An 11940-nucleotide genomic window follows, 5' to 3' on the forward strand; every position below is an offset into this window, starting at 1 on the left:
CCTACTTCGGATCGGCTCCGTCGGCCGTGCCGTCCGACACCGGGGAGCCGACGGCCGCTCCGCCGGTGGGTGAGTTCTCGGCCCCGCCGGGCCGGTCCTCCGGGCGGCGGCGCGGGCTGGCCACGAACTGCCCCAGGGCGACGCCCGCGGCCAGCGCCAGCCCGACGGCCAGCGCGATCGTGATCGTCACCAGTCCCTCGGACGGCCCCTCGATCGCCAGCTGGTAGAAGCCGCGGTAGGCGGCCAGACCGGGCAGCAGCGGTGTGACCCCGGCGAGGGTGACGACCATCGGCGGGGTCTGGGTGCCCCGGCGCAGCAGGCCCGCCGCCAGGCCGACGACGAGCGCCGCGGCCCCGGTCGCCGGCACCTGTCCGAGCCCGGCGTTCTGCGTGAGCAGGCCGTAGACGAGCCAGCTCGACGCGCCGACCGCGCCCGCGATCGGCAACGACCGCAGCGGCGCGTACCCGGCGAGCGCGTAGAACGCCGCCGCCAGCGCACCGGAGACCAGCGACAGCCCGAACTGGCCGGGACCGGACGGCAGGTCCCCGGACACCTCGATCTGGGTGCCCATCGCGAGCCCCAGCTGCAGCCCCAGCACGACGCCGGTCAGCAGCCCCGCCGACAGCAACGAGATCTCCACCATGCGCGCGGCCGCGGTCAGGTAGTAGCCGGTCAGCGCGTCCTGCACGGTCGAGACCACACTCAGCCCGGACAGCAGCACCGTGATGCCGGCCGCGACGACGTAGGACGCCCGGGTGCCCGGCGGGAACACCTCCAGCTGCACCAGGGCCACCGTCGAGGCGGTGACGAGGAACCCGCCGACCACCTGCTGGAAGAACGCCGCGACCCCGCGCCGCGCCAGCACCCGGCCGATCCGGTCGATGATCGCGGTGGTGACGAACGCCGTCGTCGCGGTCAGCGGGCCGCCGCCGAGCAGCAGGGCGATCGACGCGGCCAGCGCGGCCCAGCCGAACGTCGCCACCCAGCGCGGGTACGGGTGCGGATGCCGCACGACCTCCGACACCTTCGACGACGCCGCCCGCACGTCGAGCCGCCCCGCCTCGACCTCGCGGATGATCTCCTCGGTCTCGGCCAGCCGGGAGAGGTCGAGCGTCCGGTAGTGGACCAGCCGCATCGTCGTCACCGGCTGCGCGGCGTTGCCCCGGTGGCAGCACATGGTGATCGAGGTGAACGTGATGTCCACGTCGACGGCGGGCAGACCCGCCAGGTTGGCCAGCCGCAGCATGGTCGCCGTGACCTCGTCGACCGACTCGCCGGAGGACAGCGCGATCTCACCGATCCGCATGCAGAGGTCCAGGACCTCCTGCACGCGGGCGTCGTCGGGGACCTGCGGGCCGAGCATGAGCATCGGCACCGTCGACGGACCCGGGGTGAGCAGCCGTCTCGCGTCACGCCGCAGCGCGCCGCGCAACCGCCGCGCGAACCGGTCGGCCGGCGGCGTTCCCTCGGCCACGGGTCCCTCCCTCCGTCGGTGCTGTCCGCACCAGGCTAGGGGCGGGCCGACGGCGCCCTGCCCGGCCCCACACCCGGCGTCGGCCGGGCGGGCGGGAGGGTCGTGACGGTGCCGGGGCGTTAGGCTGTGGTCCCTCGCCGGTGTAGCTCAGTGGTAGAGCAACCGCCTTGTAAGCGGTAGGTCGTCGGTTCGATCCCGACCTCCGGCTCCATGTCTGACCAGCGGAAACGCTCGGATCCTCGAGTCTGCGGCGCGCAACGTGGAGTCATGCGTCGTGCGAGCGGGTCCTGCTCGCCGGCTCGCGGCGGACGGGTCGACCGCTTTCATCCCATTCGCGACGCAACGAGGAAGAACCCCGGGCGTGGGTCCAGCCGCGACGAATGCAGACATCGACGACGAGAATCGTCCGCACGACCTCGCCGGCATGGTCATCGCCACGACGCCGACCGCCGCGGGCGGGGTGCTCGCCATTGCGGAGCCTGCTCTCCGCAGTACGGGTGGAGAGCAGGTCGTTCAGCACCCGTCGGCCGCCGGGATCGTCGTGACCGAACCACGGCTGCGGTGAGGAGCGTTCCTTGCGGTCGATGCCGCCGGAGTGCGCTGACACGACCGATCTGCCGGTGTGCCAGCGGTGTCGGTATCTCCGAAGGGGCCCCGATGCCCGATGCGCCGCGAGATCCGAACCTGACCGCGCTCCTGGTCGTGTGGTTGACCGCTTGTGTGGGTCTCACCGCCCTGACGAACGACGTCCTGAACCGAGTAATCATCATTGTGGTGGCATCCGCGGTTGTGGGGAGCGTCGTGTTGGTGCAACGCCGACGCGATCGATCTTGACCTTCGATCCGTACGCCGGGCCCGATCATGTCGTCTGATGTGATCTGTGCGGAGATGCTCGGCGATCTCCGGATCCGGATGGGAACGGCGTACTCCGGCCCGGTCCGCCGCTGGAACAGTCCCTGATGGCTGCGCTCCTGGTGAACAGGAGCCGGCGCCCCGCCCACGGTGCCGCAGGCGTCTGGGCGCGGGCCGGCCGCCACCCCGGCCGCTCGGGCGGGCTCGGCGCCCGGGGACGGTCGCGCGTCGTCCGACGCCCGGGCGCCTGCGGTCACCCGGCAGTGATCTCCAGGCCGGCCGGCGAGCCGGCGAGCGCCGCCTTCAGGGCGCGGCTGGGGTCGTCGACCAGCACCTCCTCGTCACCGGCTGCGACGCCGTCGAGGATGGCGCGGGCGACCTCGGGTGCGGCGACCTTCGCGACGTCGAGGTCGGCGACCATGTCCGTGTCCATGAACCCCAGGTGCACTCCGACCACCTGTGTGCCCTGGCTCCGCAGCTCGGCCCGTGCGCCGTTGGTGAACGACCACGCGGCCGCCTTGGTCGCCGCGTAGGACCCTGCGAACGGCAGAGCAGCCCAGGACAGGGCGGAGAGGACGGTCACCAGGGCGCCGCCACCCCGGCGTGCGAGCGCCGGCGCGAAGGCCCGGGTCACTGCCACCGGCCCCCAGAAGTTGGTCTCCATCTCTGCCCGGGCGCGTTCGGGATCGGCGTGCAGCAGCGATCCCGCCCCGCTGACCCCGGCGTTGTTGATGACGAGGTCCACGTCGTCGGCGCGCTGCGCGGCCTCGTGGATCGTCACGGAGTCGGTGACGTCGAGGCGCAGCGGGACCACCCGGGGATCCTCGGGCCGCAGACCGCGCGGGTCGCGGGTGGCGGCGTAGACCGTGCCCGCTCCGCGGGCGAGCAGCTCGGTGACCAGCGCCGCGCCCAGGCCACGGTTGGCGCCGGTGACCAGCGCGTTGGCCCCGGAGACGATCATCGGACGATCCGCTCGACGATGGTGGCGTTCGCGGTGCCACCGGCTTCGCACATGGTCTGCAGGCCGTAGCGCCCGCCGGTCTGCTCGAGCACCCCGACCAGGGTCGTGGCCAGCCGGGCGCCGCTGGCCCCGAGCGGGTGGCCGATGGAGATCGCGCCGCCGTTCACGTTGACCTTCGCGGGATCCGCGCCGGTCTCGGCGAGCCAGGCCAGCACGACCGAGGCGAACGCCTCGTTGACCTCGAAGGCGTCGATGTCGTCCAGCGAGAGCCCGGCGCGCGCGAGCACCTTCGCCGTCGCCGGGATGATGCCGGTGAGCATGTGGACCGGGTCGTCGCCGGTGACGGTCGCGGTGTGGACGCGGGCCCGTGGGGTCCAGCCGTGCGCGGCGGCGATCTCGGAGGTGGTGACGAGCAGCGCGGCGGCGCCGTCGTTGTACGGGCTGGCGTTGCCGGCTGTGACGGTCCAGTCGATGGCGCCGAAGCGCTCGGTCCACCGCGGGTCGGCGAAAGGGGTGCGCAGCGCGGCGAGCGCCTCGGCCGTCGTGCCCGGCCGGATCGTCTCGTCGGTCTCCAGCTGACCGACGGTCCCGTCGGGGCCGGTGGTCTTGAGCGGGACGACCTCGCGGGCGAACCGCCCGTCGGCCCAGGCCGCGGCGGCCCGCTGGTGGCTGGTCAGGGCGAACTCGTCGAGCTGGCTGCGCGAGAACCCCCACCGGCGGGCGATGAGCTCGGCACTCACACCCTGAGGGATCAGTCCCGGTGCGTAGCGGGCGGCGACCGACGGCCCGGACACGTCCTGGGCGACTCCGTCGACGCGGGTCTGGCTGCCGATCGGGATGCGGGACATCGACTCCACCCCGGACGCGATCGCGATGTCGTACGCACCGGCGACGACACCCTGTGCGGCGAACGACAGGGCCTGCTGGCTCGACCCGCACTGCCGGTCCACGGTGGTGCCCGGCACCGATTCGGGGAACCCCGCGGCGAGCGTGGCGAACCGGGTCGTGTTGCCGCTCTGCTCGCCCACCTGCCCGACGGCTCCGCCGACGACGTCGTCGATCTCCGCCGGATCGAGCTGTGCGCGATCGACCAGCGCCCGTAGTACGTGTGCATGCAGCTCCACCGGGTGCACCCCGGCGTAGGCACCGTCGGCCTTGCCCTTGGTCAGGGGGTTCTGACCGTTTCGATGATGACTGCGTCTCTCATGGCTCTCCTCCGGTGGACCGATCGGTCCTGGACCGATCGGTCCGTATCGTGTCCCGTCGTGCCGGCCGGGTCAAGCGGCGCCTGTGCGGCGGACAGCGAGGTACTGGTGCCAGCAGCAGCGGGTGGCGGTCGGCGTCGGCGACCTCGGTCGACGGGGGGAGGCGGCGATTGGACCCGTCTGTCCGCCCCTCCATCGCCCGCGTTCGCAGGGGGCGCGATGGGTGAGGACGCTTGACATAGTCGAAACAGGAAAGACTATGTTGAGCGACGAGGGTGGTCGGTCCGGACCACCTCAACCACCGGAACGAGGTTCGGCGATGACGCAGACCACGTCCGTGACCACGCTCGTCGTGCACGGCTTCCTCGACGACGGCGCGGTGTGGGATCCCGTGCTCGACTCCCGGACGCGCCGATCGCCCACCGTCGTCGCCGAGCTGGCAGGCATGGCCGGACGTCCTGACGCGGCCGGGCCCTACACACTCGCCCGGCACACGTCCGACGTCGTCGACCTCGTCGACAGCACGACCGGCGCCCTGGTCCTGGTGGGCCAGAGCCTCGGGGCCCAGATCGTCGAGCTCGTCGCGACGCAGCGGCCGGACCGTGTCGCCGGGTTGGTCCTCGTCGCACCGGTCCCGCTCGCCGGTACCCGGCTCCCGGCCGACGCCCTGGCGCCGTTCAAGGCCCTCGGCGGCGACGTCGACGCGCAGCGCGCCGTGCGCAGCCGGCTCTCCGACGCGTTCCCCCCGGCGGAGCTCGACCGGCTCGCCGCGGCCGGGAAGCGGATCACTGCCGAGGCGTGCTCGGCCACAGTCGACGCGTGGAACGACGGCGACCCTGCGGGCGCGGCACCGTCGGAGGTCACCGCTCCCGTCGTCGTCCTGCGCGGCGGACGGGATCCGTTCATCACCGCCGAGCTCCTCGACGCCCGCGTCCTGGCGCGGTTCCCGCACGCGTCGACGGCCACCGTGGCCGACGCGGGCCACTCGCCCCACGTCGAGCGCCCCGGGACGGTGGCGGCCCACCTCGACGAGCTCGTGGACCGCGTCTCCGGCCCGACCCGGGGGAGCGGGGGCGGCAACACCGCCCACGGAGTGTCCGAGCAGGGCTGGACGAGGGCTTGCGCGCGGCACAGCGCGACCGCCTTCACCGAGGCGCTCGCACCGGACGTGGTGTTGCGTGCCTCGGTGCTGCGGACACCGGTCGAGGGCCGCGACGACGTCGCGGCGGTGATGGGTGCGGCGAGCGGCATCTACACGTCCCTGGTGTTCACCCACGAGGCACGCCACGGTGCGCGGACCTACCTCGAGTGGGACGCCACGCTGCACGACGGGACCGAGGTCAGCGGCGTCACGCGGCTGGTGGCCGACGAGGACGGCCGACACGTCGAGATCGCCATCCACCACCGGCCCCTCGACGGCGCACTGCGGTTCTCCGACGAGCTCGGCCGGCGCCTCGAGGGCCGCATCGAGCGCGACCGATTCCACCGCGCATGAGCACCGGCAACGGGTTCCGGCGCGAGGACGTCGAGTTCACCGCCGACGACGGCACCGTGCTGCGGGCCTGGCTCCACCTGCCCGACGGACCCGGGCCGCACTCGGCGATCTCGATGGCCCACGGATACGCCGGCACCCGCCACCACGGCATCGAGCGGTTCGCCGAGGCCTTCGCCGCCGACGGCCACGCCGTCCTGCTGCACGACCACCGCGGCTTCGGTGCCAGCGGCGGGGTACCCCGCCAGGACGTCGACCCCTGGACCCAGATCGCCGACTGGCGACGGGCCCTGTCCTTCCTCGAGTCCCGCCCCGAGGTCGACGCCGACCGCCTCGGACTCTGGGGCACCAGCTACGCCGGCGGGCACGCCCTGGTCCTCGGGGCGACCGACCCCCGGCTCCGCGCGGTGGTCGCACAGGTCCCCACCATCAGCGGGGCCGAGCAGACCCGTCGCCGGGGCCGGCAGGAGGACCTCCCCGCCTTCCACGCCGGCCTGCTCGACGACGAACGCGCCCGTGCGGCAGGACGGCCGGCGGCGCGCCGCGCGATCGTCTCGACCGACCCCGACACGCCGGCCTCCTACCGCGCCCCCCGACGCCGTGGCGTTCTACCTGCAGGACGTGCCCGACGGGGTCTGGGCCAACGAGGTGACGGTCCGTTCCACGCTCGCCGCCACCACCTACGAGCCCGGCGTGTACGTCGACCGGGTCAGCCCGACGCCCCTGCTGATGGTCGTCGCCACCCACGACACCGTCACCCTCACCGACACGGCCCTGGCGGCCTACGAACGCGCGCGGGAACCCAAGCGTCTGGTGCTGGTCCCCGGCGGCCACTTCGACCCCTACCTCGCCGGGTTCGACGCCGAGTGCGGCGCCGCCCGCACCTGGCTCGCCGACCATCTCGCTCCCCGGAAGGACTGACGATGTCCCACGTGTCCGTCACCACCACCGACGGCGTCGCGACGCTGGTGCTGCACAACCCGCCTCAGAACCGCATCGGCACCACCATGGTCGACGAGCTCGACGCCGCGCTCACCGAGATCGCCGCCGGCGACGCCCGCGCCGTGGTCCTGCGCGCCGAGGGTCCCGACTTCAGCTTCGGTGGCGACATCGAGCCCTGGCCCCACTGGGGACGCCGTGAGATGCGCGCGCACTTCGAGCACTTCCTGCAGACGTTCAACCGCTTCGAACGCCTTCCGCTCCCCACGGTCGCCGCGGTGCAGGGCCTGTGCTTCGGCGGCGGGCTCGAGCTTGCCGTCCGCGCCGACCTGATCGTCGCCGGCCGCACCGCCCGGTTCGGTCACCCGGAACAGTCGATCGCCATCGTCACCCTGCTCGGCGGGGTCTACCGCATCGCCGAGCGCGCCGGCCGCTCCCGGGCGATGCGCTGGGCGCTGACCTCCGAGCAGGTCCCCGCCGCGGATATGGAGCGGTACGGCGTCGTCGACCGGGTGGTGGACGACGAGACCCTCCACGACGAGGCCGCCGCGCTCGCCGCCCGGTTCGCCGCCGGTCCCACGCTCGCCCATGCGGCCCACAAGAGCCTCCTGCGGACCTGGGCCGTGGGCGGCGTCGCCGCGGCCGACGAGGCGATCGTCGACGTCGCGATCCCGCTGTTCGACAGCGCCGACACCCGGATGGCGATCCCCACCGCCGTCGAGGCACTGCACGCCGGCCGCCCGCGCCCGGCGATGTCGTTCGAGGGACGCTGACGACGACCGATCTCCTGCACATCGACGTCCATGTCAGCCCGTCGATCCCCACCGCGATCACCGACCTGCCGCCCGACCTCGACGTCCGGGTCCGGTCGCCCATCGCCACCACGCTCATCGGCAGCGAGCACGAGGCCGTCCTGGTGGACCCGCCGTTGACCGCCGCCCAGGCGGAGTCGGTCGTCGAGCGCGTCCTCGCCTGGCGCCGGGAACTGACGACGATCTACGTCACCCACGCCCACGGCGACCACTGGTTCGGCAGCGCAGCGCTGCTCGAGCACTTCCCCACCGCCCGCGTCCTCGCGCTGCCCGAGGTCGCCGCCCGCGCCAGGGCACGGACCCCGGAACAGGTCGCCGCGTTCTGGGAGCCCCGTTTCCCCGGCGGTCAGATGCCCGACAAGCGGGTACCCCCGGATCCGATGGAGGGCCGGGTCCTCGTCCTCGGGGGCCACGAGCTGATCGCCGTCCCGCTCGGGCACACCGACACCGACGGCACCAGCGCCCTGCACGTGCCCTCCCTCGGCCTGGTCGTCGCCGGCGACGCCGTCTACGACGACGTCCACCTCTACCTCGCCGAGTCCGACGCGACCGGGCGCGCGGCCTGGCGCGCGGCGCTCCGGACGATCCGCGACCTGGAGCCGCGGACGGTCGTGGCCGGGCACCAACGTCCGGGGAGCACCGGAGACCCGTCCGCGATCGACGCCACGCTCGCCTACCTCGACGACTTCGAGGACCTGCTCGACACCAGCGGCAGCGCGCTCGAGCTCTACCACGCCATGCGCACCCGGCACCCGGACCGGATCAACCCCGGCGCGCTCTGGGGCTCCGCCCGCGCCGCATTCCCGACGGAGACCCGAACACGATCATCGACACCGCCGAGCTGGACGCCACCGAGGCCTACAAGCTGCTCATCGGCAGCATCGTGCCCCGGGCGATCGCGTGGGTCAGCACCGTCTCGACCGACGGCGTCGCCAACCTCGCGCCCATCTCCTTCTTCACCGCCGTCGGGCGCAGGCCGCCGATGGTGTCGCTGACCATGCAGCCCCGCAGCACCGGTGAGCTCAAGGACACCCTCCCCAACATCCGCGACACCAGCGAGTTCGTCACCAATCTGGTCTCCCTGCCCCAGGCCCACCAGATGCACCGCACCGCCCACGAATTCGCCCCAGAGGTGGACGAGTTCGAGGCCGTCGGACTCGCCAAGGCACCGTCGGAGGTCGTGGCGGCCCCCCGGGGCCGCGACGCCCCCATCCACTTCGAATGTCGCGTCGACCGGATCATCCCGGTCGGCGACCTCGACGACCACGTCGTGTGGGGTGTCGTGGAACGGGTGCACCTGCGTGACGACCTGTACCTCGACCGCGGCCGGGTCGACACCGCGGCGCTGGCGCCCGTGGGCCGCCTCGCCGCCGAGTACACGCTGGTCGAGAACGTCTTCACCACGCCGCTCGACGACGCCGTGCTCCGCGGCCGCGGCGGGCGGATGCGCCGGCTCGACGAGCACGACACCACCTTCAGCCCGATCGAGAACGACGCCTGGTCGCCGTCGGGCTCGGTGCACACCGAGGGCTGACGGCCACCGGGAGCCGGTGGCCCGGATGCCGCGCGGGTGCCGACGGCCGGGGGCGTGCCGTCAGCCGTGCTCGGCGTCGGCCGCCTCCAGCGCCGCGCGCCGCCGTGCCCTGGAGGCGCGCAGGTTCACCGCGTTCCCACAGACCCGCACGTCGTGCCAGGCGCCGCTGTTGTTGCGGGACCGGTCGTAGAACGCGACCGCACACCGTTCGTTGCGGCAGGTCTTGAGCCGGCGCCAGCTGTCGGCGCGCTGGGCTTCGAGCACCTCGATGAGGAACTGGCCCACCACGGTGCGCCACCCCTGCCCACGCGGGCGCAGGACCACCGAGCCGTCGGCGGCCAGCACCAGGCCGACCGACGCGCTGCGCAGGTACTCGTCCTCGGCCGCGCCCTGACCCCGATCCGGTGCGGAGACCACGGCCCGCAGGTCGGCGCGCAGTGCCTGCAGCTCCTCCAGGCCCCGGTCGTCGAGCACCGCCGACGGCAGGGACCGGTCGGTGGTCGCGGTCCAGTCCGACAGTGCCGAGTCGAGCCAGGTCCGCGCGCTGTCGAGCTCCCCGAGCAGATCCGGCTGGCGAGGGCGACCTGCCGGGATGGTGTTCAGCAGGTCCTGTACCAGGGCCAGGCCGCCGTCGGCGACGGCGGTGTCGTAACGCGACGTGGCGGTCCAGGGCATGGCACGAGTCTAGCGCAGCTCACCCACTACGACGTAGGCGAGTAGGGAATGTATGCGTCGTATACCTCGCATCCAAGCGGAGAATCCGCTGCCATGGGCTTACGTCCGCCTCACTGTAGACGTAAGCTACAGCTGTGTGTTTACGTCGATACGAGTGGAGCTGAGCCATGAGCCGCCAGGACGCCCTGATCACCGCCGACTGGGCGGAGGAGAACCTCGGCACACCTGGTGTGGTGTTCGTCGAGGTCGACGAGGACACCACCGCCTACGACGGCGGGCACATCCCCGGTGCCGTCCGGATCGACTGGAGGACCGAGCTGCAGGACCAGGTCCGTCGCGACGTCGTCGACCGGGCCGGCTTCGAGGCGCTGCTCTCGACCAAGGGAATCGCGAACGACGACACGGTGGTGCTCTACGGCGGCAACAACAACTGGTTCGCCGCCTACGCCTACTGGTACTTCACGCTCTACGGCCACCCGGCGGTGAGACTGCTCGACGGTGGCCGCAAGAAGTGGGAGCTCGACGGCCGCAGGCTCGACACCGCCGTGCCGGCGCGCCCGCGGACGACCTACACCGCGCGTGAGCGAGACCGCTCGATCCGAGCCTTCCGCGACGAGGTCGTCGACGCGATCGGAACGGCGTCGCTGATCGACATCCGTTCGCCCGAGGAGTACGCGGGTCGGCTCTTGGCCCCCGCGCACCTCCCCCAGGAGCAGGCCCAACGTGGCGGGCACATCCCGGGGGCGGTGAACATCCCGTGGAGCCGCGCGGTCGCCGAGGACGGCACGTTCAGGTCCGACGACGACTTGCGGGCGCTCTACGGGGGTGCGGGCGTCGACCGCGACACCAGGGTCATCACCTACTGCCGCATCGGCGAGCGCTCCTCGCACACCTGGTTCGCCCTGCACGAGCTCCTCGACCACCCCGAGGTGAAGAACTACGACGGGTCCTGGACCGAGTACGGCTCGCTCGTCGGGGTGCCCGTCCAGACCGGCGACGAGCGGGGCTCCGCCGTCGCTCCGTCCCGGGCGTGACGACGCCGATGAGGACCCTGGTGCTCGGCGCCGGTGCGACCGGCGGCTACCTCGGCGCGCGTCTGCTCGCCGCGGGCCGCGAGGTCACCTTCCTGGCCCGCCCGGCCACCGCCGACCGACTGTCCCTCGAGGGGCTGCAGATCCGCGGGGTCGACGGGGTGACCCACTCCCACCTGCTCCCGTCCGTGGTGACCGCTGACGAGCTGCGCTCCCCGTGCGACCTGGTCGTCGTGGCGGTGTGCGGCAACGCGCTGCCGGACGCAGTGAAGGACGTCGCCGCCGCGGTGGGACCGCACACCCAGGTCGTGCCGCTGCTCAACGGGATGGCGCACCTGGACACGCTGGTCGACGCCTTCGGTGCCGGAGCGGTGCTCGGGGCGACCGCCCGGCTGGCGGCCACCCTGCTGCCGCACGGCGTGATCGTCGAACAGGCGGTCGGCGCCACGCTGGAGCTCGGACGTCCGGGAGCTCCGGGTGAGAACCCCGCGGTCGAGGCGGTCCGCCGCGAACTCTCCGTGGACGGGATCGCGGTGCGCGTCGTCGAGGACATCCGATCCGCGATGTGGGCGAAGTGGGTCTTCATCGCCGCGAGCACGGTGCTGACGTGCCTGGGCGGCGCTCGGGTGGGGGACGTCGCGGCGGCCCCGGGTGGACCGGGCCTCGTCGACGCCGTGGTCACCGAGGTCTCCGCCGTCGCCGGGGCCGACGGCCACGCCGGCGACCCCGCAGCGCTCGTGCGCGGTCTCTCCGATCCGAGCTCGGGGTTCGTGCCGTCGATGACCCGCGAGCTGTGGGCCGGGCGACCGGTGGAGGTCGAGGTTCTCGACGAGCTCGCGGCCCTCGCCCGACGCCGAGGGCTCGCCTCACCGCTGCTCGACGCGGCGCGGGTGCGCCTGCGGCTCGGCCGTGAGCCGAGGCCGGTGGGCTGAGCGGCGTCCCACCGCCAGGTGCATCGCGTCCGG

At 73.1% G+C, this 11940-nt stretch carries 11 protein-coding genes, 1 tRNA gene and 2 pseudogenes; 9 read left to right on the forward strand and 5 right to left on the reverse strand.

Annotated features, from left to right (window positions below; all coding sequences use genetic code 11):
- Position 1 precedes the first annotated feature (1 nt).
- Entirely contained in the window at positions 2-1474 is a 1473-nt protein-coding gene (locus XF36_RS26540; RefSeq protein WP_060714073.1) for a threonine/serine ThrE exporter family protein, read from the reverse strand.
- A gap of 136 nt (positions 1475-1610) precedes the next feature.
- Between XF36_RS26540 and XF36_RS26545 the strand changes: the two genes are divergently transcribed.
- Positions 1611-1685: transfer RNA gene (locus XF36_RS26545), tRNA-Thr, on the forward strand.
- Between the two features lie 54 nt (positions 1686-1739).
- On the opposite strand, the gene XF36_RS31970 is transcribed toward XF36_RS26545, so the two are convergent.
- From XF36_RS31970 to XF36_RS26555, 3 genes and pseudogenes are all read right to left on the reverse strand, one after another.
- Complete coding sequence (locus tag XF36_RS31970; RefSeq protein ID WP_145981521.1) at positions 1740-2081, reverse strand: hypothetical protein; 342 nt, start codon at positions 2079-2081, stop codon at positions 1740-1742.
- A gap of 498 nt (positions 2082-2579) precedes the next feature.
- Positions 2580-3287 (reverse strand): SDR family oxidoreductase, encoded by a 708-nt coding sequence (locus XF36_RS26550; RefSeq protein ID WP_060714074.1) that lies wholly within the window; start codon positions 3285-3287, stop codon positions 2580-2582.
- Positions 3284-4494, reverse strand: a pseudogene (locus XF36_RS26555) (thiolase family protein). The gene XF36_RS26550 and the pseudogene XF36_RS26555 overlap by 4 nt, the downstream one beginning before the upstream one ends.
- A gap of 317 nt (positions 4495-4811) precedes the next feature.
- On the opposite strand from XF36_RS26555, the gene XF36_RS31975 reads away from it, so the two are divergent.
- The 6 genes and pseudogenes from XF36_RS31975 to XF36_RS26580 all read left to right on the forward strand — a co-directional run bounded on the left by XF36_RS31975 (position 4812) and on the right by XF36_RS26580 (position 9269).
- Positions 4812-5987 (forward strand): alpha/beta fold hydrolase, encoded by a 1176-nt coding sequence (locus XF36_RS31975; protein WP_168169577.1) that lies wholly within the window; start codon positions 4812-4814, stop codon positions 5985-5987.
- Positions 5984-6418: pseudogene (locus tag XF36_RS35870) on the forward strand (alpha/beta hydrolase); the annotation flags it as partial. The gene XF36_RS31975 and the pseudogene XF36_RS35870, both read left to right, overlap by 4 nt.
- A 166-nt stretch (positions 6419-6584) precedes the next feature.
- On the forward strand, positions 6585-6905 hold the full coding sequence (locus XF36_RS34635; protein ID WP_238589028.1) for an alpha/beta hydrolase: 321 nt from the start codon (positions 6585-6587) through the stop codon (positions 6903-6905).
- Positions 6906-6907: 2 nt separating this feature from the next.
- A complete protein-coding gene (locus tag XF36_RS34640; RefSeq protein ID WP_060714075.1) occupies positions 6908-7696 on the forward strand; it encodes an enoyl-CoA hydratase/isomerase family protein in 789 nt (262 codons plus the stop codon).
- Between the two features lie 143 nt (positions 7697-7839).
- Positions 7840-8730 carry an MBL fold metallo-hydrolase gene (locus tag XF36_RS26575; protein WP_238589029.1) on the forward strand — a complete coding sequence of 297 codons (891 nt, stop codon included), beginning with the start codon at positions 7840-7842 and terminating at the stop codon, positions 8728-8730.
- Positions 8619-9269: a flavin reductase family protein gene (locus XF36_RS26580; protein ID WP_238589030.1), complete on the forward strand. Its 651-nt coding sequence runs from the start codon at positions 8619-8621 to the stop codon at positions 9267-9269. The genes XF36_RS26575 and XF36_RS26580 overlap by 112 nt, the downstream gene beginning before the upstream one ends.
- 60 nt (positions 9270-9329) lie before the next feature.
- Here the strand turns inward: XF36_RS26580 and XF36_RS26585 are convergent, their stop codons facing one another.
- Positions 9330-9944, reverse strand: coding sequence for a CGNR zinc finger domain-containing protein (locus XF36_RS26585; RefSeq protein WP_060714076.1), 615 nt, complete (start codon positions 9942-9944; stop codon positions 9330-9332).
- A 167-nt stretch (positions 9945-10111) separates the two neighbouring features.
- On the opposite strand from XF36_RS26585, the gene XF36_RS26590 reads away from it, so the two are divergent.
- Positions 10112-10978: a sulfurtransferase gene (locus XF36_RS26590; RefSeq protein ID WP_060714077.1), complete on the forward strand. Its 867-nt coding sequence runs from the start codon at positions 10112-10114 to the stop codon at positions 10976-10978.
- Positions 10975-11907, forward strand: coding sequence for a ketopantoate reductase family protein (locus XF36_RS26595; protein WP_145981523.1), 933 nt, complete (start codon positions 10975-10977; stop codon positions 11905-11907). Before XF36_RS26590 ends, XF36_RS26595 begins: the two co-directional genes overlap by 4 nt.
- The last annotated feature ends 33 nt before the right edge of the window (positions 11908-11940 follow it).

This window comes from Pseudonocardia sp. HH130629-09 (genome assembly GCF_001294645.1).
GTDB lineage: Bacteria > Actinomycetota > Actinomycetes > Mycobacteriales > Pseudonocardiaceae > Pseudonocardia.